22 protein-coding genes are annotated in these 22,644 nt (G+C 59.3%); 9 read left to right on the forward strand and 13 right to left on the reverse strand.

Annotated elements, in window-relative coordinates; genetic code table 11:
* The first annotated feature begins 202 nt into the window (after nt 1–202).
* From WCA10_RS06565 to WCA10_RS06575, 3 genes are all read left to right on the forward strand, one after another.
* Entirely contained in the window at nt 203–832 is a 630-nt protein-coding gene (locus WCA10_RS06565) for an RNA polymerase sigma factor (protein ID WP_472821706.1), read from the forward strand.
* A gap of 71 nt (nt 833–903) precedes the next feature.
* Nucleotides 904–1,887, forward strand: a complete 984-nt coding sequence (locus WCA10_RS06570) for an anti-sigma factor family protein (RefSeq protein ID WP_472821707.1) — start codon at nt 904–906, stop codon at nt 1,885–1,887.
* Nucleotides 1,888–1,964: 77 nt separating this feature from the next.
* Nucleotides 1,965–3,422, forward strand: coding sequence for a PDZ domain-containing protein (locus tag WCA10_RS06575; RefSeq protein ID WP_472821708.1), 1,458 nt, complete (start codon nt 1,965–1,967; stop codon nt 3,420–3,422).
* 72 nt (nt 3,423–3,494) lie between these two features.
* On the opposite strand, the gene WCA10_RS06580 is transcribed toward WCA10_RS06575, so the two are convergent.
* Nucleotides 3,495–4,553: a PLP-dependent cysteine synthase family protein gene (locus WCA10_RS06580; RefSeq protein ID WP_472821709.1), complete on the reverse strand. Its 1,059-nt coding sequence runs from the start codon at nt 4,551–4,553 to the stop codon at nt 3,495–3,497.
* A 109-nt stretch (nt 4,554–4,662) separates the two neighbouring features.
* Here WCA10_RS06580 and WCA10_RS06585 point away from each other — a divergent pair, with 109 nt between their 5' ends.
* Nucleotides 4,663–6,198: a pyridoxal phosphate-dependent decarboxylase family protein gene (locus WCA10_RS06585; RefSeq protein WP_472821710.1), complete on the forward strand. Its 1,536-nt coding sequence runs from the start codon at nt 4,663–4,665 to the stop codon at nt 6,196–6,198.
* Nucleotides 6,199–6,316: 118 nt separating this feature from the next.
* On the opposite strand, the gene WCA10_RS06590 is transcribed toward WCA10_RS06585, so the two are convergent.
* From WCA10_RS06590 to WCA10_RS06625, 8 genes are all read right to left on the reverse strand, one after another.
* Nucleotides 6,317–6,850, reverse strand: a complete 534-nt coding sequence (locus WCA10_RS06590) for a DinB family protein (RefSeq protein ID WP_472821711.1) — start codon at nt 6,848–6,850, stop codon at nt 6,317–6,319.
* Between the two features lie 194 nt (nt 6,851–7,044).
* Nucleotides 7,045–7,710, reverse strand: a complete 666-nt coding sequence (locus WCA10_RS06595) for an RNA polymerase sigma factor (RefSeq protein WP_472821712.1) — start codon at nt 7,708–7,710, stop codon at nt 7,045–7,047.
* A gap of 113 nt (nt 7,711–7,823) precedes the next feature.
* Nucleotides 7,824–8,255 (reverse strand): hypothetical protein, encoded by a 432-nt coding sequence (locus tag WCA10_RS06600; RefSeq protein ID WP_472821713.1) that lies wholly within the window; start codon nt 8,253–8,255, stop codon nt 7,824–7,826.
* 214 nt (nt 8,256–8,469) lie between these two features.
* Nucleotides 8,470–8,958, reverse strand: a complete 489-nt coding sequence (locus WCA10_RS06605) for an SRPBCC domain-containing protein (RefSeq protein ID WP_472821714.1) — start codon at nt 8,956–8,958, stop codon at nt 8,470–8,472.
* Complete coding sequence (locus tag WCA10_RS06610) at nt 8,955–9,314, reverse strand: ArsR/SmtB family transcription factor (RefSeq protein WP_472821715.1); 360 nt, start codon at nt 9,312–9,314, stop codon at nt 8,955–8,957. Before WCA10_RS06610 ends, WCA10_RS06605 begins: the two co-directional genes overlap by 4 nt.
* Nucleotides 9,315–9,443: 129 nt before the next feature.
* Nucleotides 9,444–10,061 carry a DUF4126 domain-containing protein gene (locus WCA10_RS06615; protein ID WP_472821716.1) on the reverse strand — a complete coding sequence of 206 codons (618 nt, stop codon included), beginning with the start codon at nt 10,059–10,061 and terminating at the stop codon, nt 9,444–9,446.
* A 325-nt stretch (nt 10,062–10,386) separates the two neighbouring features.
* Nucleotides 10,387–10,593, reverse strand: coding sequence for a DUF2934 domain-containing protein (locus WCA10_RS06620; RefSeq protein WP_472821717.1), 207 nt, complete (start codon nt 10,591–10,593; stop codon nt 10,387–10,389).
* 285 nt (nt 10,594–10,878) lie between these two features.
* Nucleotides 10,879–11,301: a hypothetical protein gene (locus tag WCA10_RS06625; RefSeq protein WP_472821718.1), complete on the reverse strand. Its 423-nt coding sequence runs from the start codon at nt 11,299–11,301 to the stop codon at nt 10,879–10,881.
* Between the two features lie 658 nt (nt 11,302–11,959).
* Here WCA10_RS06625 and WCA10_RS06630 point away from each other — a divergent pair.
* A complete protein-coding gene (locus WCA10_RS06630) occupies nt 11,960–13,204 on the forward strand; it encodes a DUF711 family protein (protein WP_472821719.1) in 1,245 nt (414 codons plus the stop codon).
* Nucleotides 13,205–13,219: 15 nt separating this feature from the next.
* Here the strand turns inward: WCA10_RS06630 and purN are convergent, their stop codons facing one another.
* Complete coding sequence (purN, locus tag WCA10_RS06635) at nt 13,220–13,840, reverse strand: phosphoribosylglycinamide formyltransferase (RefSeq protein ID WP_472821720.1); 621 nt, start codon at nt 13,838–13,840, stop codon at nt 13,220–13,222.
* Nucleotides 13,837–14,886: a phosphoribosylformylglycinamidine cyclo-ligase gene (purM, locus tag WCA10_RS06640; RefSeq protein ID WP_472821721.1), complete on the reverse strand. Its 1,050-nt coding sequence runs from the start codon at nt 14,884–14,886 to the stop codon at nt 13,837–13,839. Before purM ends, purN begins: the two co-directional genes overlap by 4 nt.
* Nucleotides 14,887–15,070: 184 nt before the next feature.
* Between purM and hemL the strand changes: the two genes are divergently transcribed.
* Nucleotides 15,071–16,465: a glutamate-1-semialdehyde 2,1-aminomutase gene (gene hemL / locus WCA10_RS06645; protein ID WP_472821722.1), complete on the forward strand. Its 1,395-nt coding sequence runs from the start codon at nt 15,071–15,073 to the stop codon at nt 16,463–16,465.
* 12 nt (nt 16,466–16,477) lie between these two features.
* Here hemL and WCA10_RS06650 read toward each other — a convergent pair whose 3' ends face one another.
* A complete protein-coding gene (locus tag WCA10_RS06650; protein ID WP_472821723.1) occupies nt 16,478–17,218 on the reverse strand; it encodes a polysaccharide deacetylase family protein in 741 nt (246 codons plus the stop codon).
* A 119-nt stretch (nt 17,219–17,337) separates the two neighbouring features.
* Between WCA10_RS06650 and panB the strand changes: the two genes are divergently transcribed.
* The 3 genes from panB to WCA10_RS06665 are packed head-to-tail and all read left to right on the forward strand — an operon-like array spanning nt 17,338 to nt 20,105.
* Complete coding sequence (gene panB, locus WCA10_RS06655; RefSeq protein WP_472821724.1) at nt 17,338–18,261, forward strand: 3-methyl-2-oxobutanoate hydroxymethyltransferase; 924 nt, start codon at nt 17,338–17,340, stop codon at nt 18,259–18,261.
* Complete coding sequence (gene panC / locus WCA10_RS06660) at nt 18,261–19,112, forward strand: pantoate--beta-alanine ligase (protein ID WP_472821725.1); 852 nt, start codon at nt 18,261–18,263, stop codon at nt 19,110–19,112. The genes panB and panC overlap by 1 nt, the downstream gene beginning before the upstream one ends.
* Before the next feature lie 48 nt (nt 19,113–19,160).
* A complete protein-coding gene (locus tag WCA10_RS06665; RefSeq protein WP_472821726.1) occupies nt 19,161–20,105 on the forward strand; it encodes a DNA-formamidopyrimidine glycosylase family protein in 945 nt (314 codons plus the stop codon).
* Nucleotides 20,106–20,222: 117 nt separating this feature from the next.
* On the opposite strand, the gene WCA10_RS06670 is transcribed toward WCA10_RS06665, so the two are convergent.
* Entirely contained in the window at nt 20,223–22,628 is a 2,406-nt protein-coding gene (locus WCA10_RS06670; RefSeq protein ID WP_472821727.1) for an nSTAND3 domain-containing NTPase, read from the reverse strand.
* Nucleotides 22,629–22,644: the final 16 nt, after the last annotated feature.

A 22,644-nucleotide genomic window follows, 5' to 3' on the forward strand; every position in this document is an offset into this window, starting at 1 on the left:
ATCCGCCACTCAGGCGGGAATTGGCCGCACATGAGGCTCACAAAACGCGCTTTGGGACCGTCTACATAAGTGCGATAAAGTCTGCACCACCGGAGCGAAAATCTCGATGGCATCGGATGCTGTGAGCTACCCAACTTCGACGACGGCTCTACCGGGCGCTTTAGCGTGGCCTGCCAAAAGGAGGATACAATCTTCCGCAGGCATGGCTTCAAGGGCAATGGACGGACCGGACCGCGCTGCGGAGCGTTTGCAGGCCCGCGCGCCGGAGATGGAACTGATCCGTGAGGCGCAGTCGGGGTCGCGGGTGGCATTCGACGCGCTGGTGCGCCAGTATGAGCAGCAGGTACTGCGGCTGGCGCTGCATTTGACGGGTTCAGAGCAGGATGCGGAAGACATTTATCAGGAAGCCTTTCTCAAGGCATTCCGGTACATCGGGAACTTCCGGTTCGAGTGCTCGTTCTACACGTGGATTTACCGGATTGTGACCAATTTGTGCCTGGATCAGCTTCGCCGCCGCAAGACGCGCCGCGAGGACCAGGCCGTGGTGTTGGATCACTCCGGCGACGAGATCGACGTGCTGGCTTCGGTCTCGGACAATCGATCATTCTCGAACCCGAGCAAGGAGCTGGATCGCAAGGTGCTGGGGGAGCGTATTCAGGCCGCGCTCAGCAAGCTTACTCCGCGCGAGCGGATGGTTTTTGAATTGAAGCATTACCAGGGTCTCCGCCTGCGCACGATTGGAGAGATGTTGAACACGACGGAAGAAACCGCCAAAAATACGCTCTTCAGAGCGACCAAAAAGTTGAGGACTCAACTGGCGGGATTGCGTTAGCCCTTCGCGGGCGGCGGATCTCTTGGATCAGATTCGCGGTAGTACTTACGAGGCTGGAAGGACGTAAAGAGATGAATTGCGAACTTGCCCATGAGCGCATTGTTCTGGCAGCGTACAGCGAGCTGCCCGACGAACAGGTACACGAGCTGGACCGGCACCTTGCCGCCTGCACGGAGTGCAGCCAGGAGCGGGAGCAGTTGCGGGCGCTGAAGACGCTGGCGACGGCCTATCCTGTTGTTGAACCCGATCCCAATTTTGTGACGCGCTCGCGCATCCGCCTGGAAGATTCACTGGATGCAATTCCACCCAAGCGGTGGTTTGAGCGCTTCGGTCAGCGGGTGCTGAATAACTTTGCGAACCTGCAGGCTGCCCCGGTTGCGGCGGTTCTGCTGCTGATTGTTGGCGGCGGCGCCGGGACTCTGGGCGGCTATGAGTACGCGCAGGCGCGCGCAGCACATGCAGCGGGGCGCGTGCCGGCTGCGACGGCCGAGAAGGCTGATTCCGGGCAGGCGACGCCTATTCCAGCGGAGGTGTCCAACATTTCCAGCGTTGTGCGCCAGCCCAACAGCCAGTTGGTGGATGTCACGTATAACCAGGTGGTGCCGCAGCACATCCAGGGTTCGCTCGACGATCCGGCGATCCGCCAGTTGCTGATGCTGGCCTCGGAGAATGCGTCTTCGCAGGGTGTTCGAGACGACTCAGTGGGATTGCTGGCGGCCGAATGCCGGGCGGGCCATGCCTGCCAGGGTGAGGGTATACGCGATGCCCTGATGGTGGCATTGCGCTACGACAAGAGCGAGGCCGTGCGGGAAAAGGCGCTCGAAGGCTTGCAGCCGTTTGTGGCGGTGGACATGCGCGTTCGTGACGCCGTGCTGGAAGCACTGCTGAACGACAGCGATCCGCGGATTCGCGCGGCGTCGATCGGTGTGCTGGAACCGGTGGAAGCCGATACGGGCGTAAGACGCGTATTGTCTACAGTTGCCAATTCGGACAATAATCCCCATATCCGCACGGTGTCCCGCGAAGTTCTGAGCAGGGCCCCGGAGTTTCAATAACGAACCCCTTACCTTCAGGCAACCGCGCCGTCCATACAAGAGTGCGGACCTGGATGAAGGAACACGAGGAAAGTAACATGAACCGCTTTATGAGGCCTTACATCCAAGCTGGAGTCGCCCTGGTGGGAGCCGCAATCCTGCTGGCGCCGTCGATGGCGCCGGCGCAGGCGACACGTATAACACAAATCGTAGAAGAACCCAGCCGTCTGCTGCTGCACTCGAGTGCGCAGGGATATCTTGGCGTGCTGGTCGGCGACGTTGACGCGGACTCGGCAAGCAAGCTCAAGCTGAAAGACGTGAAGGGCGCGGTGATTACGCTCATCGATCACGACGCACCGGCGGCGCAGGTCGGGCTTCGCGTGAACGACGTGCTTCTCGAACTCAACGGTCAGGCTGTTGAGAGCGCGGAGGCCTTTGGCCGCATGATGCGCGAAATTCCGGCGGGCCGCAAAGTGACGATGCTGATCAGCCGTGATGGCGCGACGCAGACGTTAACCGTGGAGCTTGCCGACCGCAAGAAGCTTGACACGGCCATCTGGAACAAGCTGAACGATGGCAGCGATATCAGCACGCCCGTGGAAGGGTTGGGCATTCTGGGCACTGGCGGCGGAGATGTGCCGCTTCCCGGCGGATTTCACATGCCGTTTGTGGGCAACAGTACGCTGAAGGTTGGCGCGCTGGTTGAACCGCTCACGGCGCAGATGGCCGACTATCTTGGCATTCAGAATGGCCTGATGGTGAAGCAGGTGGCGCGCAAGAGCGAAGCCGCTGCCGCGGGCATGAAAGCCTTCGACGTGATTCTCAAAGTGGGGGCGGACAACATCGCGACCGTTTCTGATTGGGAGCGCTCGATGCGCACCAACCAGGGGAAGGCCGTGCAGGTCACCGTGCTTCGCGACAAGAAACAGACGACGCTGACGCTGCAGGTGGATTCGAAGAAGAAAAGCGAACTGGAATTTCACGAGCTTCTTCCGGATGGCCCCTGCCCGCTGATGGCCTTTGCGGATCCGGATGTTGCGCTTGATTTACAACGACAACTCGAACTGGACGAGTCGGCCGTGCAGTCGATGCGCGACCAGGGCGAGGCGCTCAAGGATCAGCTCAACGAATGGCAGGACCAGGCTGGCGGCATGCATTTTGAAATCACACCGCAGCAGGCGGAGGAATTTCGCAAGCAGGCCGAGGAGTTTCGCGACGCCTTCAAGGGCCAGAACTTTGGCATTGACCAGAAGCAGATGGAAGAGATGCACCGGCAGATGGAACAATTCAACAAGCAGTTCTTTGGCGCGGACGGCTTCAAGTTTGACCCGACGCAGCAGGATGAACTGAAGAAGCAGATGGAAGAGTTCCACCAGGATCTGAAGCCGCAGAGTTTCAAACTGGATATGGATTCGCTTCCTAACGCGCTCCATAAGCCTGAGCCCCGGTTGCGCACCTTCGAAGGCAGGATGCGCGATCAGCAGAAACAAGAGAGGGATCAGTTGAAGCGCCAGATGGAAGAAGTGCAGGCGCTGCGCTTCGACCACCTCGTTTGATTATTGGAGAAAGTTAGAGGGCGCCGCTTATCAAGTTGGCGCCCTTTCTGTTTGTGAAATGCGATGGCATCGCTAAGTCTGCTTTGGCGGCTCCAGGATGCAGCCGGGTGTCGAGCGCGCGATCTCCCACTCCTCTTCGGTCATGTCTACTGATACATCCGCAAACAATGGCGTGCTGAGATAGCGTTCGCCGGTGTCGGGCAACATGCACAAGATGGTCGATCCCTTTGGCGCTTCGCGAGCTACCTGCAGCGCACCGGCGAAGGTTCCACCGGAGGTGATGCCGACGAAGATGCCTTCCTTTTTAGCAAGGTCCTTGCTGCACTTGAGCGCATCGGCATTGGCGATGCGAACGACCTGGCTGATCCACTTCGCAGCCACGGCGTCGCCGGCGAGCTTGGCGATGAAGTCGGGGCTCCAACCCTGCATGGGATGCGGTTTCCAGCTGGGATGGCCGGACTTCGGCGAGCCGTCGGGGTTGCGCTCCTGCTCAATGCCGCTCGAGAGCAGTGGCGCATCGTCGGGCTCGCTGACGACGATTTTCGTATCCGGCCGCTCCTTGGCGAGCACGCGAGCAACGCCTTTGAGCGTGCCGCCGGTGCCGAATCCTGTGACCCAATAGTCGAGTCGTTCACCCTTGAAATCGTTGAGAATCTCCTGCGCCGTGGTGCGTGAGTGCATGTCGGCGTTGGCTTCGTTTTCGAACTGGCGTGTGTAAAACCATCCGTGCTTTTCTGCCAGCTCCACCGTTTTGTTGACCATGCCGACAGCGCGCGCCGAGGCCGGCGTTACGATCACCTTGGCGCCGAGGAAGCGCATCAGCTTGCGGCGCTCGATGCTGAACGACTCCGCCATGGTGACCACCAGCGGATAGCCCTTGGCCGCACACACCATGGCAAGGCCGATGCCGGTATTGCCGCTTGTCGCTTCGACCACGGTCTGGCCCGGCTTGAGTTTGCCGGTGCGCTCGGCTTCTTCAATGACGCCAAGCGCGAGGCGATCTTTCACGGACCCGAGGGGATTGAAGGCTTCGACCTTGACGTAGAGATTTACATCGGGCGGCGCAAGGCGGTTGATCTTGACCACCGGAGTGTTGCCGACCGTTTCCGTAATATTGGCGTATTTGCTCATGTGTCGACCTCCGAATGCAGGCAATTGTACAGTCCGAGAGCGACGGGATTGCAAAGGGTTTCCGTGGGAAATGCACGGGATTCTCATACTCTGTCGGGAAATCGTGACCGTGCGCAGTCCGGTAAAATTTCTGCGAGGTCTTCCCGTGCAGCAAACTGAGACGATCGCAAATCGTACATCGCCGCTCAATCTTTCTTCCGACGACTTTCGCGCCGCCGGGCACCAGCTGGTTGACCGCATCGCCGATTTCTTTGACTCGCTTCCCCAGCGGCCCGTGACGACAGGTGAATCCCCTTCCGCCATTCGCCAGTCGCTGGATGCTGGTCGCAGGCTGCCGAGCCAAGGCGCCGACGCAGCGGAGTTGCTGAACCGCGCGACTAGTCTGCTCTTCGATCATTCTTTATTCAACGCGCATCCGCGGTTCTGGGGATATGTCACCTCGTCCGCGGCGCCGATCGGCGTATTGGGCGAGTTGCTTGCGGCGGCGGCGAATCCCAATTGCGGAGCGTGGCTGCTGTCGCCGATGGCGAGCGAGATCGAAGCGCAGAGTATTCGCTGGATCGCGGAGATGATCAACTATCCGACCGATTGCGGAGGACTCTTCGTGAGCGGCGGCAACATGGCGAATATCGTCTGCTTTCTTGCGGCGCGCCAGGCAAAGGGCGGAAGCGACATCCGGTCGAAGGGCGTCGATGGCACACGGCTGCGCGCCTACGGCTCGAAGGAGACGCACACCTGGATTCAGAAGGCCGCCGACATCGCCGGCCTCGGCACAGACTCGGTGCGGTGGATCGCGGCCGACCATAGAATGCGCATCGACCTCGATGCTTTGCGCGCACAAATTCGCGCGGACCTTGACGCAGGCGACAAGCCGTTCGTGGTGATCGGCAATGCCGGCACGGTCAGCACCGGCGCCATGGACCCGCTGCCCGAACTCGCCGAGATCTGTCGCGAATTCAATTTGTGGTTTCACATCGACGGAGCCTATGGCGGATTCGCCGCGGTATGCCCCGATGCGCCGCCGGAATTTTCGGGGCTGGGCGCGGCGGACTCCGTTGCCGTGGACCCGCACAAGTGGCTCTACGCGCCGATCGAGGCGGGCTGCGTGCTGGTGCGCGATATATCGAAACTGCGCGATGCCTTCGCGTACCACCCTGCCTACTATCACTTCGGCGTCGAAGCTATCAATTATTTCGACCTCGGCCCGCAGAACTCGCGCGGCTTTCGCGCGCTCAAGGTGTGGCTCGCGCTACAGCAGGCAGGCCGCGACGGCTACGTGCAGATGATCTCCGACGATATTCGCCTGTCGCGCGCCATGTTCGATCGCATCTCGTGGTATGCGGAACTTGAAGCACTGACGCAGGGACTCAGCATTACGACGTTCCGTTACGTGCCGCGTGATCTGATGCGCAGCGGCGAAGACGTGGACAACTATCTCAACGATCTGAACCGCGAACTGCTCACGCGCCTGCAGCAAGGCGGAGAAGTCTATCTCTCCAATGCCATCGTTGACGGAAAATACGCGCTGCGTGCCTGCATCGTGAACTTTCGCACCACGCTTGAAGATGTGGAAGCGCTTCTGCCGATCGTCGTGCGGATTGGCAACGAGGCAGACAAATCGCTGCGTCCGGCGAGCCTTTCCTGAAGGGTCGCAAAAAAAACGCCATCTCTTGAGCCGCTTGTGTGCACGCACGAAAGACGAGCGCAGAACCTGGGGAGTAGAACCGCATTCCTGCTTCGCGTGTTGCCGCGATCTCAGGCGCTCACTTCACGCCTTTGTCGGGATTCCAGACGCCGTGCAATTTGCGGACGTAGAGAATCTGGCCGACGTGATAGGCATTGTGCGCGCCCACATGCGCGATGAGCGAGGCATTGGCAGCAAGCTTGGCGTCGTCGGCATCGTTGACGGCCTTTTCCCAATCCGCCAGCACCTGGTTCAATTTTTTCACGAGATCTGTCCATTGGTCGGCGGTGAAGTTGTCGAAGGTCTCGTTGTTGTTGCCGTCGAATTTTTCATTCTTTACGCCGTTGAAGTTGTTGAGCGAGCGCTGGTCCCAATACCAGATGTGATAGGCAAGCTGGCCCACGGAGTGGTTGCCTTTACCGGGACTCCACATGGCCTGCTCCGCGGTAAGGCCATCGACCGCAATGCTGACCGGGACAAACCAGTCTTCCTGGTCGTGCGTGGTGCGCAGTTGCTCCAGCAGCACGCCGCGCAAGGTGGTGGGCGGCTTCTTGTCATTGGTCTGGGCAAAGAGCGGAGCGGAGAGAAGGAGAAGGAGCGCAATCTTTTTCATCGAGCGACCTCATGGGAGATGCAATTCTGGGAGTATAACGCCGCGGCAATGCTTGGGCATCCGGCAAGCCGCGTCCACAGACCGGTTAGGAACTTCACCGCGCAGAATATTTCACCGAAGCCTCCGGCTGTCGCAGAAAAATGAGCGCCGGAAATTCTCCGGCGCCCCACATACAGCAGACCTTCCAACCAACGTTACGCAACCGGGCGCATGGCGTCAGGCTGCATTTCGCATCTCGTATGGTGTTCCGCTGCCATTGCGAGAGCCTCATGTCTCGCACCCAGACGCCGCGAAACCGCGCGCCCCAGGAGGCGCTTGCCGCGAAAGACCCGCGACTTCATGGTGGCCACGCTCAGGCTGAGCGAATTGGCGGCCGCGAGCTGGGGCCGTTCATCCAGCACACAAAGCTCGATCGCGTGACGACACACGAGTCCCAGCTTTTTCACTTCTTCGCGCAGAATGTTCTCCATCTCCCTGCTCTGCCACGTCTCTTCAGGATTCTTGCGTGGGTCAGGCAGGTCGATTTCCACGACCTCGTTATCCTGCCGGCTGAGGTATTCAATCGAGACGAAGACGCGGTTGCGGCGGCTGCGCAAATGTTCATGCGCCGTGTTCTGCACAATCGCGCCGAGCCAACTCGACATCTGTGACTCGCCGCGGAACTTCGCGAGCGCCTTGTAGGCTTTCATGAACGCTTCCTGAAGGATGTCTTCGGCGTCTTCGTTGCTATTGGCCATGCGGCGTGCCATCCGCAATAACTGCGGGCGGCGCCGTTCGGCGGTTTCGAGAAACTCGCTGATTCTGCCTTCGCGCATCGGCGCGTCGGTTTCCACTTCCATTGCACTCAAGGCAATTGGCATATGCACCCGCTCCTTCGGGTGGGCATTTCGAGTTCATTCAGTTGGAATGAAGATCCGGAAGGCAATACATCTGGCCTATTTGGTTAGCTGCAACCGAGACCGGTATTGCCTAGCTATGCCTGGGAAGATTTGATTGCGGGAGGAGCCCGAAAGGGGATGTGCGAAGAAATAACAAACGCTACGCGCGCGGGGGCAGGCGTGGTGAGGGCGTGGTCACGCGTCAGGCGTGGAACCCGAGGGGCGAAAACGAGGGAAAGCTCAAACGCGGAAATCCGTTGCGGCCGAGTTTGCTGATGCAAAACCTTCACGGAAGAATCGTCGCGATGGTCCACCCACATGCGGGTGGCGGAGGCCTTTGAAACCTCGGAGTGATGGAAGTATTGAGCGAGCTTGTGGCCGTATCCATTGCCGCCAACCACGATGGCCAGCGCAAGAAACGCCAGCACGTAAGGCCGGAAGAACTGGCGAACCGCGACATCGGCTTGGAGACCGGAGGCAACCAGCAGCCGCGTGCGCTTAACTTGCGCCGTGGTTTGAGTCGCCATGGATAGGTCGCCTTGCAATGTGTCCTCAGCCTCGCGTGCCGTAAAGCGAAGGTTCTGCAAGTATAGACGCGCGCCCACTCGCATTCGCCGCAAAATACTTGCGAGGACGTAACTGGAAAAGTTCGGATCTGGCCGATCTGCGGAGAATTCAGGCATGGCCGCCCAGTCCTGGGCCTGGGCGGCTGTTCCAAGAGGTCAGGCGGAAGGCGGCGCTTCAGGCAGGAAACAGGTTTTCGAGGCGGACGTAGCTCATTTCCATCCCCTGCTCCATATTGGTAGCCAGCATCTGGGCGCGGGTGGCCGCATCGGGCAGCGTCATGCGCATGGTCATCAGCGTGCCGTCGCCGTCTGATTCGAAGCGCGTTTCGATGTGGTTGTCAGGGGTCGGGCCGGGCAGGAACATCCGCTCCACATGCACGATGCGGCTAAAGGGTTCAAGTTCAATGTATTCGCCGGTCAGATGGAAATGGCCGAACTTGTCTTTCGACGGGTTCTCCCATTCGTAGCGCATCTTGCCGCCGGGGCGCGGCTCGCTGATGCAGACCGGCATAGTCCAGCCTTCTGGACCCAGCAGCCATTTCTGGATGAGGGCGGGCTCTGTGTGGGCACGGTAAACCGATTCGGGGTTTGCGTGGAAATGACGGGTGACGACGATGTGCGTGTCGCCTTCGGTCCTGAGGGTCAGCTTGGTCATGGTGTTCATTCGATTTTTCCTCCAGTGTCTGGATTTGAGTTGGGGGCCATTTCGGCCAAAACCTGGTCGAGCCGGTCGTAGTTCTTCGCCAAGGCGGAGCGCAGCATTTCGAGCCACTGATCGATGGCCTCGAGGCCGGGCTTCGCGAGGCGGCTGGGGCGGCGAGTTCCTTCGGCGCGCCTGACAATAAGCCCTGCGGCTTCAAGGACTTTCAAGTGGCGGGAAACGGCGGGCTGGGTCATTTCAAAGGGCTTGGCGAGCTCCATCACAGTGGCTTCGCCGAGCGCAAGCCTTGCAAGGATGGCGCGGCGTGTGGGATCACCGAGCGCGAGAAAGGTCGAATCGAGATTTTGCATAGCAACCATGTTATATAACACATATGTTATATAAGGATCGATTCGGTGTCAACGCAAAAAGAGCTTTCAGCTCTCAGCCGCCGGCCGTGAAGCGAGCTGAAAGCTGACGGGGGCTTTCTGCTGAATGGCGTGCGCAGGTCAACCGGCGATGGCGTGTTCGGCGCCGCGGAAGAGGGCTCGCAGAGCCCGCCACACCCAGCGGATGAGGAGGATGACGGTTACGACAAATGCGAGGGCAATGCCGCCGCCGATGTACGGATGCACGGTTGAAAGCCATGTCAGCGAGACAGCCAGCACATCTTCGCCGAGGCTCAGGCCGATGTTGGAGAAGGGCTCGGGCGAGGACGTGACAGCGGCGCGGGCCGCGGTTTTGCCTCCGTGAGCGGCAAGGGCGATCAGACCGCCGAGCAGCGTGGCGGCAAGCTGCTCGGCGGGACTGAGCGAGGCCGTTGCTCGCCATGCCAGCAGAGCCGCAACCGGCACGCGAATGAAGGTGTGCAGCGCATTCCAGATGAGGTCGAACGCGGGGACCTTGTCGGCAAAAAACTCCACGCCAAAAAGAGCCACGCTGGCGCCGATGACCCACCAGCTTTCGAGCAGATGCAGTGAATCCGGCAGTGCGAGCGCGCCTGAATGCGCCAGCAGACCGAGGGTTGCCACCGTGGCATAGACGTTGAGCCCGGCGGCAAACGAGACCGCGACAATCAGCGCGACAAGTTCCTGACCGGGAAGTAGACCGGTAAGTGGGAGTTTCACGAGCTAAGTATAGGACCAGCCAACGGAGTTCAAATGCAGGAGGTTCAGATCTTCGAGAGTGCAGGCCGTTCGCGAGCTTTGACGGCGGCTGAAGCGCACACGGAGCGGTGCAGCTCCAGTTCGCTTCTGGCACGCTGCATTTCCACGTTGCTATAGGCGACGAATCTCGAACTGATGCGCCCATAGGTTTCGTTCGTACACGCCCGGTGGTACTCGCTGGCTCTGTCCTGAAGGGCTCGTTCGAAATCATTGCACCGTGAGCAACCCATAACTCCTCCTTCCAACCTTTTTCGGCCAGACATTCGGTCAATGGTATGGGTGAACCCTAGCGCTGGGCGATCTGTCGCTCGGCCTTGAGCCAGTCTTGAATGTCGTGGCCGTGCTTGCTGCCGCGCTTCTGATACATGTGAAAGGCGCGCACGCGTATGTCGTCGGTGGAGACGCGGATTCCGGAATTGGATGTTTCAGCAGATGCAGAAGGCTTGGAGACGCTAACTTTATCTTGTTTTACTTTTACTTTAGTGACGATCATGGGGTAACCCTTCCGATATTTCAAGGGCTAAGAGGAAAAATACTCCAGAAGAACTGCCTTAGTTCAGAGAATCTGAAAGAGGAGAAAAACGTCTCGCTCATCTTTCATGATACGCCCTTTGAAGGTAGCGTACACGGTATCTTTGCTTATGATCCCCGGCGTTGAAGTTATCACCTTAAAGAGAGGCGGGTGTTCGCGATTCTGCTAACTCGTCCGGCGGACTAAGACCTTTCCGCAGGGTAAGTTAGCGGGACATCGAACACCCGCCAAAGCTAGCTGAATAATTTAGTGTTTATTTTCAGGTTTGCGGTCGCCGTCTTTATGACCGCGGCCATCGCGCATTTCATTGCCCTTGAAGTTGTCGTTCTTGTCGAGACGATTGTTGGGCTCGGCCCTTTCGCCGCGTTCGGGCATCTTGCCGACATAGCCGTTTTCCGGATGGAAACGATTGTCGACATGACCGCGGAAATCGTCAGAGCCATGGAACCACGGACCCGCACCAACGAACACTCCACCGCTGAACCATTCCGTGCCGTAGTAGCCGTACGGGGCGCAGGCATAGGGTGCGGAGTCAAAGTAGCCATAGGGACACTCGGGAGCCGTGCCGATCTCAACCGCGATTTGCCCATGAGCCATTGCTTTGGGGGCGGCTGCCAACATGCAGCATCCAGCAATAGCCGATAACACAACAAACTTGAAACCTTTCATAGTTCTCCTTAACGTTGCAGCGATGCCAGACGACATCTCCACATCGTGACCGTAACGGGTTCGAGGTTCAATGTCTGAGCTATAAGGACCACAAGTGCGCTTGAAGGATGGGAGACACGCTTCTCAGGCAGGGATCGTTGTGAAGAAGGGCTACGGACGGATTGCTGATTTTTTTCTTAAGTCTTGTGACTTTTTTGCGGATTGTCTGAAACGTCTGGGGGGCAAACGTCACCATCCAGTGCGAAACCGGAAACAGATAAGCTCTGGCGGCCCCGCTCGACTCGAACTCATCGCCTGGGCGCGTTTACGCGTAAACGCGGATGAGGAGCGGGTGCCGCGCGGCGACAACTGACCGGGTATTCGCGTCCTGGCCGCTGAGTGGGCGGCTGGGCTGGGCGTCGCCGGCGAGGCGGGGACTTCAATCGACAGAGTCTCTGCCACGCCCGGCGGCGAGGGTCTTGCGCGGGTTAGGCGAATAGCCCGGATGGGGCTTGACGAAACCGGACTGCCCCCCAAAAGTGACCAGTTTGGATTCTGACAGGATGGCGTTTGCGGAACATCGGCTTTCACGTGTGCTCAGCTGACTTGAGATTCACCCGTGAAACGCAGCGGCGAATGCTACATTTGTCTTCTTACTCGTTCATCCCGGAGGTTTCGCATGAAGCGATTGCTGCTTCTCGCCGTGGTGCTTTTGCCGATTCAGTTGCTCGCTCAGACCGGCGTTTCGGCCGATGCCTCACACAATCCCAAGGTCCGCGCCATCACCGCATTTGTGCGCCTGGACCGAAGCAAGTGGGAGCAGCAAATCGCGGAAACGCTGACCGTCCTGCGCAAGGCGCAGCATGAATTCGAAGCCGAAGGCTATCAGGTGGAGTCGTTGCGCATCACCACGCAGCCGGTCGGCGAACTGGTCGCCGGACTCTCGGAAGACGATGCCGTTTCGTTTCTGGCGCGATTTGATCAATTGTCGGCGAAAGAGAATTTCATTCCCAACGTGGGGCCGGCCATGATGCATGACAGCGATGACCCCGCGACGATGCGCGTCTTGGAACGCGCCCTTTCGACGCTGCCCAATATCGAAGCCAGCACCATCATCGCCGACGATGCGGGAATCCACTGGAAGACGATTCACCGCACCGCGGAACTGGTGAAGTATGTGGCCGAGCACAGCCCGCATGCGCAGGGCACTTTCAACTTTACGGCGACAGCGATGCTGAAGCCGCTCGGTCCCTTCTATCCCGGCTCGTATCACGACGGACCGGGGAGGCAATTCTCCATCGGCTTCGAAGGTGCGGGCCTGGTGGCTGAAGTGTTCACGCGCGATAAGGGAAACGCCGCAGCCGCAACGGCGGATCTGACCGCAGCGCTCAGCAAACATGCAAAGGTGGCGGAGGCAGTCGGCAACAAAGTCGCGGCAGAAACCGGCTGGGGATTCGCAGGGGTTGATCCCACACCTGCTCCGCTGGGCGATGTATCGATTGCAACCGCGATTGAAGACTTTACCGGGGCGAAATTCGGCTCCAGCGGCACACTCACCGCGGCCCGCATCATTACCGCAGCGGTGAAGGCCGTGCCCGTGAAGCAGATCGGCTACTCCGGCCTCATGGTTCCCATCATGGAAGACAAGGTGATGGCGCAGCGCTGGGCCGAGGGAATGTTCAACGTGGATTCCCTGCTGGCCTATTCGGCGGTGTGCGGCACGGGGTTGGATACGATCCCACTGCCCGGCAACATCAGCACGGAACAAATGGAGCGAATGTTCTCTGACGTTGCTTCACTCGCGAGCAAATGGAACAAGCCGCTCTCCGCCCGCTTGCAGCCGGTGCCGGGCAAGAAAGCCGGCGAGATGACGGAGTTTCAGGATCCTTATCTGTTTAACACGACGATTCACGCGGCGCCGTAGTTGCCAGCCGCGCCATCAGCGCCGGACGTACCGGCGGCCCTGCATCTCATAATCGCCACTGGCGACGCGAGCGATGGCCTCGCTGTAGGCGATGTGCTCTTCGGCGAGGATGCGTTCGACGAGCGCGTGCGCGTCGTCGGAATCTAGAACCGGGATAGTGCGCTGGAGGATGATGGCACCGTGGTCGAGATGCTCGTCGACAAAGTGCACCGTGCAGCCCGCAACCTTCACGCCATAACTGAAGGCCTGTTGCTGCGCATCGAGTCCCGGAAATGCCGGCAGCAGCGAGGGGTGAATGTTGAGGATGCGATTGGGAAATGTCGCGATGAATCCTGGCGACAGCAAGCGCATGTAGCCGGCGAGGCAGACAAGGTCTACTCTGTGTTCCCGGAGGCAGGCGATGAGGTCCGCATCATGCTCGGCGCGCGGTCGCCCCTTCGAAACAAGCACAGCATGCGGCAGACCTATTTGCTCTGCTGCGGCGATCCCGGCAGCTTCAGCAACATTGGAGAGGACGATCGCGATCTCGACGCCGGGTAAGCGGCCTCCGCGGATGGATTCGGCGATCGCCAGGAAATTGGAGCCCCGGCCCGAGAGCAGAATGCCCAGCCGAAGCGGCCTGGCCTCCGTGCTCATGTGTAGTGAACCCGGTGGTCGCCTTTGAGGATGCGGCCTATCACGTAGAACTTTTCTTCCGCGCGGTCGAGAAGCGTTTTGGCGCGCGTGTACTTGGCCGCTGGAATAACAGCGATCAGCCCGATGCCCATATTGAACGTGCGCATCATCTCCTCTTGCGACACCTGACCGAGGTCCCGCAGATGATCGAAGATCGGAAGTACAGGCCACGAGCCCAATTCAATCTGCGCGGCGAGGCCCTTGGGCAGAATGCGGGGCAGATTCTCGGTGATGCCGCCACCGGTGATGTGCGCCATTCCGGCGGTCATGCCGGAGGCGACGAGCTTCTGGATCACGTGCAGATAGCTGCGGTGCGTCTTCATCAACGCCGCTCCAGCCTTCTCTTTAATGGCTGTGACGTATTGGCTCGGCTTGTAGCCCGCGACGTCAAACATCAGCTTGCGGGCAAGCGAGTAGCCGTTCGTATGCAGGCCCGTCGACGGGAAGCCTACGAGCACATCGCCCGCCTTGATCTCGTCGCCGGTCACCAGCTTGTCGCGATCGACGGCGCCGACAATGAAGCCGGCCAGATCGTATTCGCCTTCGGCATAGAAGCCGGGCATCTGCGCGGTCTCTCCGCCAATAAGGGCGCAACCGTTGGCCTTGCAGGCTTCAGCCAGCCCGGAGACAACGGTTTCCGTAACCTCCGGGTCGAGCTTGCCGCTGGCGAAATAGTCGAGGAAAAACAGCGGCGTGGCACCCTGCACCGCGATGTCGTTGACGCAGTGGTTCACCAGGTCGGCGCCGACGCTCGAGTGCAGACCCATTTCGAAGGCAATCTTCAGCTTCGTTCCGACGCCGTCTGCCGAGCTCACGAGAATGGGGCTCTTGAAGCGCTGGAGGTCGAGCCGGAATAGGGCTCCGAATCCGCCGATTCCACCTAAAACGTTGCGGTTAAACGTCTTCTGCGCCAGGTACTTGATGCGGTCCTTGGCGCGGTCGCCGCGGGAGATGTCAACCCCTGCGTCAGCATAGGTCACGGGCTTGGATTTGGTTTCTTCGGGCACTCTGCGGCCTCTGCGGTCAGATTATTGAAGCGGGCGCTGCGGACCGGAAAGGTCGATTCTAGCAGGCTGGGCGCACAAGGTCTGTGAACAGCGAAATCGATTTGGTGTTCAAAATGTGGAGAAACAGATTGTGGAGTGACCAGCCTCACGCCGAGGCGGTTGCGACTTCTATACTGAAGCCACCATGAGCACCAAGGCCGCCCCACTCGTACATACTCGTTCCCACGCGCTGCAACAGCGCGCCGAGCGCTACTTTCCTGGCGGCGTCAATTCCCCGGTCCGGGCCTTTCGCGCGGTCGGCGGAGCTCCGCCGTTTGTGGAGCGGGCCGAGGGCGCATACGTGGTAGACGCGGACGGCAATCGCTACATCGATTATGTCGGCTCCTGGGGACCGATGATCCTGGGCCACGCGTTTCCGCCGGTCGTCGAGGCAATTGAACGCGCAGCGCGCAACTCGGCGAGCTTTGGTGCATCGACGGCAAGCGAAGCCGACCTGGCGGAGCGCATCGTTGCCTGTTATCCGGCCATCGAGAAGATGCGCTTTGTGAGCTCGGGAACCGAGGCGACCATGTCGGCCATCCGTCTGGCGCGCGCGGCCACAGGACGCAAGATCATTATCAAATTCGAAGGCTGTTACCACGGCCACGCCGACGGGTTGCTGGTCAAGGCGGGATCGGGTGTGGCGACGTTCGGGATTCCCGGATCTGCGGGCGTGCCGGAGGAGATTGCGGGGCTGACGATTGCGCTGCCCTACAACGATCTCGGCGCAGTCGAGGCGGCCTTCGCCGCCCATCCCGATGCCATCGCGGCCATCATTGTCGAGCCGATCGTTGGCAATGCCGGCTGCATTCCGCCACATCTCGGACCCGCCGGCTTCGCTCCCGAATTGGTAGACCGCATGCATCGACAACAGCGCAAGGCATGGGAGGCCACGGTAGGTCCCGCAGACTACCTCGCGGGCCTGCGCCTGCTGACCCGCCAGTACGGAGCTTTGTTCATTTGCGATGAAGTGATGACCGGCTTCCGCGTAGCGCTGGGCGGTGCCTGCGAGCTGTACTCGCTCGACCCGGATCTCGTCACACTGGGCAAAATTGTAGGCGGCGGGTTGCCGGTCGGCGTCTTCGGCGGCAAACAGAAATATATGGACATGCTGGCGCCGCTCGGCCCCGTGTACCAGGCGGGGACGCTGAGCGGGAATCCGTTAGCCATGGCTGCGGGCATCGCGACCATCGGCTACTTGCAGGAACACAAGACTGAGGTCTATTCCAGGATTGAGGCGACGGCCAGAGCCGTGTTCGATGGTGTCTCCCAGGAAGCCCAAAAGGCCAACGTAGTCCTGTGCGGCAACAGGGTGGGCGCCATGTGGACGTGGTTCTTCACGGGCGGCCCGGTACGGAATTACGAGGATGCCGCGAAGTCAGATACGGCGGCCTTCGGACGTTTCCACCGCGCCATGCTCGACCGCGGCGTATGGCTGCCGCCTTCGCAGTTTGAAGCGGCCTTTCTGGGGACGGCCCACGGAGAAGCGGAAGTGCAGGCCACAATCGAAGCGGCAAAGGAAGCGTTTCGCGCAGCTTAGTGTGCGATCAGATTACTCTGCCCACGCATCGAGCGTGACGAATGTGTGTGACCTGTCGTAGCGGACAAGAAGTTGTTCGGCTGCGGTGACGGATGGGCCGCGATCGGCGCCGAGGCCGTGGTGGCTGCCGTCGTGAAGCACGATGTTGCTGGCGTAGCCGCCGCTTTGATTGCTGTCGATCTTCCTGATCAAGTTTTGCGCGATCTTGTCGGCTGAAGGTTCCTTCCAGTCGTTCGTCATCGCATTCCAAGTGACGGGGATGAGGCCGAGCTGGCGCGCAAGCTTGAGCACATAAGGCCGTCGCGCTCCGAAGGGCGGACGAAAGTAGCGCGCCGGTTTGCCCGTAATCTGCGCGAGCAAATCGTTGGTGCGGGTGAGTTCGTCGAGAACGTTGGCGGACCGGGCGCGGGAAAGATCGGGATGGCTCCAGGTGTGATTGCCGATCAGGTGCCCGGCTTCGGCGACGCGGCGAGCGAGTTCCGGCTCTGCTTTGGCGAATTTTCCGACCATGAAGAAAGTGGCACGCACATTATGCCCGGCGAGGATGTCGAGCAGACGCGGCGTCCACGCGGGGTTGGGGCCGTCGTCAAAGGTAAGCGCGAGTTCGCCGGGGCGCCGCGGAGCAGTCAAGGTTCGGCCAAAGATCTGCGAGGTGGGCCAGTGCGAAGCATAGGCAAAGCCGGCGACGGCAACGCCGATTGCACCGCCCGCACCGAGCACGCCGTAAACACTCGCGGCTAAAGGAGAAAGCATCGCTGACCCTAGTGTGCGGCGCGGAGCATGAGAAGGGCAAGCAATCTGTGACGGACCCGGCGTATACTGTTTCTGTTCGGGTCGCATCCTGAGTATTTCGGAGCGGCACTGGAGACAATATGAGCCTTACCAACTTCCCCGGCAATGCAGGTTTTTCGCCGCTCGACTCCTCCATCACAAAAGTTACAATTCCCGCACTGGCCGAGATGAAACGCCAGGGCAAACCCATCTCCGCGCTCACGGCATATGACTATGCGACTTCGCGCCTGGTAGACGAAGCCGGCATCGACCTGGTGCTCGTGGGCGACTCGCTCGCGATGGTGGTGATGGGCCACGACAATACCCTGGCCGTTACCGTCGACGAAATGCTGCACCACACCCGCGCTGTGCGGCGTGGGGTTCGGCGAGCGCTGGTGGTGGCCGACATGCCATTCGGCAGCTATCACGGCACGGTAGCCGAAGGCGTGGCCAACGCAGTGCGTTTCATCAAAGAGGCCGGCGCCGAGGCCGTAAAGATCGAAGGTCCGCGGGTGGCGCTCGTACAGGCGCTTACGGATGCGGAGATTCCGATAATTGGCCATCTTGGGCTGACACCACAAAGCGTGCATCGTATGGGCGGCTATCGCGTGCAGGCGAAAACATCGGACACAGCCCGGCAGATCAAAGCCGATGCAAAGGCGCTCGAAGCAGCAGGCGCGGGCCTGCTCGTGCTCGAAGGAATTCCACGCGAGGTTGCCGCCGAGATCACGGCGGAACTTACGATTCCCACCATTGGCATCGGCGCAGGACCGGATTGCGATGGCCAGATCCTGGTTTTCCACGACATGGTGAACCTGAGCTTCGCCCCCAAGGCCAAGTTCGCGCGGCGCTATGCGGATGCGGCGGGGCTGTTCCGCACTTCGATCGAACACTATCGCGAAGACGTGGAGCATCGCGCCTTCCCTTCCGACGAAGAGAGCTACCATCTCCCTGCAGCAGTCCGGAAGGAACTGGAGACGATGCTCGAAGACGCGGCACCAGTAAAGCAACTGCGCAAGGCCTGATGCAGATTCTGACGACAGTGAACGAGTTGCGTGCATGGAGCCGCGCGCAGCGATGCGGCGTAAACGGCGAAGGAATCGCGCTGGTGCCGACCTTGGGTGCACTGCATGCCGGGCATGCGTCGCTGATTCGTGCGGCCGCGGAGGCGCGACCGGGGCGCGTGGCCGTATCTATATTTGTAAACCCCACACAATTCGGTCCCGAGGAGGATTACGCCCGCTATCCGCGAACATTCAAAGCTGACTGCGCACTCGCCGAACGCGAAGGTGCAACCATCATCTTTGCGCCCAGTGTCGAAGAGATGTATCCCGTTGGATCATCCACGTTCGTCGAGGTCGAAGGCCTCAGTGAACGCCTCGATGGCCAGTCCCGGCCGGGGCATTTTCGCGGCGTCGCAACCGTGGTAGCGAAGCTGATGATCGCCGCGGAGGCCGATCTCGCCTTCTTCGGACAGAAGGACGCGGCACAAGTCGCGGTCCTGCGGCGTATGGTTTCCGATCTGCGGCTCGGCACCACAATTGTGGTTTGCCCGATCGTGCGTGAAGCCGATGGACTGGCTCTCAGTTCGCGCAACGCGTACTTGACTCCCGTAGAGCGGAAGCAGGCGCTGGTGCTGAATCGCGCGATTCGTCGAGTCGAAGCGCTTGTCGCCGACGGCGAGCGTTCAAGCTCATCGTTGATCGACGCAGCGCGTGGCGTCTTCACCGAAGCGCCAGATGTGCGCGTGGATTACATCGAGTTGGTCGACTGGCAGACGCTGTGGCCCGTACTCACCGCCGCGCCGGGGACGCTGTTCGCGGTTGCGGCGTGGGTGGGGACCACGCGGCTGATTGATAACACGAGATTGCGGTAGAATTTGGCGTTAAGCGAATGACAACTGAGCATCGCATCTGAATTCTCCATGCCCGAACTGCCTGACATCTCTGCGTACATCACTGCACTCGAATCGCGGATCATGGGTCAGACGCTGGAGAGCGTGCGGCTGGGATCGGTATTCTTGCTGCGCTCCGTCGATCCGCCGTTGAGCGCGGTTGAAGGGTGCGCGGTTCGCAGGCTCCGTCGCATCGGCAAGCGAATCGCGATCGGCGTCGATGGAGAGTTACCACCCCAGCAACCAAGACCCGTCGCCGGGGACCCCGGGCGGTTGTGGCTGGTGTTGCACCTGATGATCGCAGGACGGCTCCATTGGAAAGCTCCGTCAGCCAAGCTGGCCGGCAGGAACGCGCTTGCGGCATTCGATTTTCCAAAAGGATCGCTAGTGCTGACCGAGGCCGGTTCAAAGCGGCGGGCATCGCTCTACGTGGTCCGCGGCGAAGAAGCGTTGTATGCGATGGATCCCGGCGGCGTTGAGATTTTCGAGACAAATCTGGACGGATTTCGTGCGGCGTTGACGGCGGAGAATCGCACCTTGAAGCGCGCGATGACCGACCCGCGCCTGATCAGTGGCGTGGGCAACGCGTATTCCGACGAGATTCTGCACGCGGCACAACTCTCGCCGATAACCCTGACCCATAAGCTGAAGCCGGAGGAATGGGAGCGGCTGTTCGCGGCGACCCGGGATACCATGCGGCTGTGGATGGACCGGCTCGGTGCAGAGGCAATGAAGGCATTCCCCGAGAAGGTAACGGCATTCCGGCCGGAGATGGCGGTACACGGCCGGTTCAATCTGCCCTGTCCGCGATGCGGCGAGAAGGTCCAGCGGATTCGCTACGCCGACAACGAAACCAACTACTGCGCGAAGTGCCAGACCGGGGGAAAAGTCCTGGCGGATCGCAGCCTCTCGCGACTGCTGGGCTCGGACTGGCCGCGGACACTGGATGAGTTGGAAGCCCTGAAACGAAAGTGATTTGCCGATTTGCAACCCAGCCTGGATTTGACGGGATAGGAGATAGGGGCCGGGAAAAGTGCACCCCCCTTGCTCCATTTGGGATTTATGCGCCCGTCCAAGCACTTTCAATAGGCATTACAGTTCTGAAAACAGTCCATTCACGTCGAATAGTCTCGCAGGTAAAGAAGTGCGTACATCTTCCTCGGCTGATTCATTCGTTTCCGACGGCTCGTTTTCATCCGCGCGTTGTTCGATAACCTTTGATGCGCGATCAAATTCTTGAGACTTTTCATGGGTATCGAGGCTTAGGAATGCGGACAAGGTCGACACCCTATCAAGCGCCGCTGAGACCTGAGAGAGCATACTAGCGCTTTCGCGCAACTCCTCGGGGTCCTCGACCGTGTCTGCTCCTACCATTGCCAGGTGAGCAGCCTCAATTACAGCAACGATCTCATTCTCGAAGTCAGCGGGGAACCCATGGTCATTGACGAACTCTGGATTCAGACTATCTACTTCGGTGGCAAAGTCCGTAAGATCATCGAATGGTTTGAAATCGAAGGCCAAACCCGGCGAATGGTCGTTGATGCTATCGCGGAAGGCGTCTCGCAAAAGCTCCCAGGTCCATTCCAATTCGGGAAGTAGACAGTCGCATTGCCCAACTTGTCTAGCTCGGCTAAAGGCAGCCAGCTCACTTGCACTTAAGAACTTGCTCTCGGAATCCCATTTGAGTCTGATTGCTTCGCAAACCACTGCTAAAAGCCCATTCCATCGCGGAGTGAGGTGTGGTACAGAGGTTCGTTTGGCTGCGCTTGAGAGAACCTCCAAAAGAGCCTTGTCCATCTGTTGTTGCGCAACGATGGCTAGACACCTCTCCTTCAAAATGTCCCAACTCTCAGATGAGAGGATAAAGGGGAGCTGGCGTTCGCCCTTCTGTCCTCCAGTGTCCGACACCGCGATCTTTACACCTTCCAGCGATGCCCTACGAAAGAACTGAGTTCGGAGTTCGTAGTTTGCAGCTAATTCGTCGATCACAAGGTCTCGGTAGCTGGGGTGTATCCAATCGGCTCGCTGGCCCCCGTAGTAGTCAGGACGCACTTTAATGAATGCTTCCTGTAATTCCAGCGTAGCCTGATCGAAAGGTAGTCGGTCACATTCCGGACAATACTGCTCATAGACTTCCCGCAACCGCTGAATTTGGTACATAAGGAATGGATCTGTGAGCTCGAGCAACGCGACCAAGACCCACTTCAATCCCGGAGCAAGCCCTCGGAATGCGAGCCTCATCTGCTTAGTCGGATTCCGGATGGCTTCTCCGATCTCTGCCTTTAGCTGACCATCATTTATTTTGCCAGCTCGATATTCCGCCACCAGAGAAGGAAAGCTTTCGCTAACGAACCTCCGCATGCGTTCGGGAGTAAAGTTTGGATCGTCCAGTATTAGCCGTGCGTGCTTCCGGACGATAGCTCGAGCATCGAGCTCAAGGTTTGCTGAGCGCGCATGGCGAAATAAAACGAGCGCACGCTCCTCGAGAGAAAGAGCCTGAACGTCAACCAAGACGGCACCAGGATCTGGAAATGACCTAGCCTTGCCTTGAACATCCATGCACGCCACTGCTCGTTCGAGAATGTGCTTGCGGCTTGTCCATATCAGCCAATGCTTCGGATTGAGCCGGTGTAGAACCAGATCTAACTGCGCTTCCCAGTTTGACGTTCGCGATGGGTCATATTCCGTTCGACCAAACGCATCGTCTGCAATAAATATTTGATCTCGCGAAGGCTGATACATCTTGAAGAACTCTTCAGGCGTTCTGCTATAAATCGCCTCCCACCCGGTGCTCGATTGGGAAAGCGCAATCATCCATGCGATAGCGGATTTGCCGACCTCGGGAGGTCCTTCCAATACTGCAAAGTTGTATTTCCTCAAAACAGACCAAGCTTGCTCGTAGCCGCTAGTCGGGGCAAATACTGGAACGAGTTCCTTCGCGATGTCTAATGCGGCGGAACTACGCTGGATAGACTCATGGCTTAATACGCTAGCGATAAGCTCGTCAAGGTCGCGGATGCTTAGGAGTTGTGGAAACGAACGATAAATAGGAGGAGGCATGTCCAATAGATCACAAACGTCATCTCCGCCCCAGACGATCACGTCCACACAATTGAGGGCAGTTCTAAACCTGTTCCTAATCGCGGCGCGGGTATCGGGTCCGATCAAAGAGTTGGTTATGAATGTAAAACACCTAGGATCCTGCCATTCAACTGATTTTCGTCGCCTCTCAATCTCTGCCAGTTCCTTCGATACACTCCCATAGAGAGCCTTAAGGGGCTGAGCTCCGGCAGCATTAGCACCTTCCACAAACTTGACCTGGAATAGAAACGGACCAGGAGAGATAACATCCTTATCGGGGAAGCGCAGGGAGGCTTCCGCGTAAGCGTCACGGCCAAAATCTCCGCGATTTCCCCATGACTCGATCGAAAGGCTAAACCTGGCCTTTAGAAGCGATTGGGCAAGCTTCTCGAACTGGTACGCACGAAGGTCGTCCAAGTTATAGCGCAGCATA

It is taken from the genome of Occallatibacter sp., from assembly GCF_049582745.1.
In the GTDB taxonomy this organism is placed as follows: domain Bacteria; phylum Acidobacteriota; class Terriglobia; order Terriglobales; family Acidobacteriaceae; genus Telmatobacter.

Bases quoted from the DNA above. Each gene is read 5' to 3' on its own strand.
- purN (WP_472821720.1), bottom strand. From the start codon at position 13,840: ATGAGCACGGAGGCCAGGCCGCTTCGGCTGGGCATTCTGCTCTCGGGC.
- panC (WP_472821725.1), top strand. From the start codon at position 18,261: ATGCAGATTCTGACGACAGTGAACGAGTTGCGTGCATGGAGCCGCGCG.
- WCA10_RS06590 (WP_472821711.1), bottom strand. From the start codon at position 6,850: ATGAAAAAGATTGCGCTCCTTCTCCTTCTCTCCGCTCCGCTCTTTGCC.
- WCA10_RS06580 (WP_472821709.1), bottom strand. From the start codon at position 4,553: ATGAGCAAATACGCCAATATTACGGAAACGGTCGGCAACACTCCGGTG.
- WCA10_RS06600 (WP_472821713.1), bottom strand. From the start codon at position 8,255: ATGGCGACTCAAACCACGGCGCAAGTTAAGCGCACGCGGCTGCTGGTT.
- WCA10_RS06595 (WP_472821712.1), bottom strand. From the start codon at position 7,710: ATGCCAATTGCCTTGAGTGCAATGGAAGTGGAAACCGACGCGCCGATG.
- panB (WP_472821724.1), top strand. From the start codon at position 17,338: ATGAGCCTTACCAACTTCCCCGGCAATGCAGGTTTTTCGCCGCTCGAC.
- WCA10_RS06575 (WP_472821708.1), top strand. From the start codon at position 1,965: ATGAACCGCTTTATGAGGCCTTACATCCAAGCTGGAGTCGCCCTGGTG.
- WCA10_RS06570 (WP_472821707.1), top strand. From the start codon at position 904: ATGAATTGCGAACTTGCCCATGAGCGCATTGTTCTGGCAGCGTACAGC.
- WCA10_RS06605 (WP_472821714.1), bottom strand. From the start codon at position 8,958: ATGAACACCATGACCAAGCTGACCCTCAGGACCGAAGGCGACACGCAC.
- WCA10_RS06665 (WP_472821726.1), top strand. From the start codon at position 19,161: ATGCCCGAACTGCCTGACATCTCTGCGTACATCACTGCACTCGAATCG.
- WCA10_RS06620 (WP_472821717.1), bottom strand. From the start codon at position 10,593: ATGATCGTCACTAAAGTAAAAGTAAAACAAGATAAAGTTAGCGTCTCC.
- WCA10_RS06610 (WP_472821715.1), bottom strand. From the start codon at position 9,314: ATGGTTGCTATGCAAAATCTCGATTCGACCTTTCTCGCGCTCGGTGAT.
- WCA10_RS06565 (WP_472821706.1), top strand. From the start codon at position 203: ATGGCTTCAAGGGCAATGGACGGACCGGACCGCGCTGCGGAGCGTTTG.
- hemL (WP_472821722.1), top strand. From the start codon at position 15,071: ATGAGCACCAAGGCCGCCCCACTCGTACATACTCGTTCCCACGCGCTG.
- WCA10_RS06650 (WP_472821723.1), bottom strand. From the start codon at position 17,218: ATGCTTTCTCCTTTAGCCGCGAGTGTTTACGGCGTGCTCGGTGCGGGC.
- WCA10_RS06625 (WP_472821718.1), bottom strand. From the start codon at position 11,301: ATGAAAGGTTTCAAGTTTGTTGTGTTATCGGCTATTGCTGGATGCTGC.
- WCA10_RS06630 (WP_472821719.1), top strand. From the start codon at position 11,960: ATGAAGCGATTGCTGCTTCTCGCCGTGGTGCTTTTGCCGATTCAGTTG.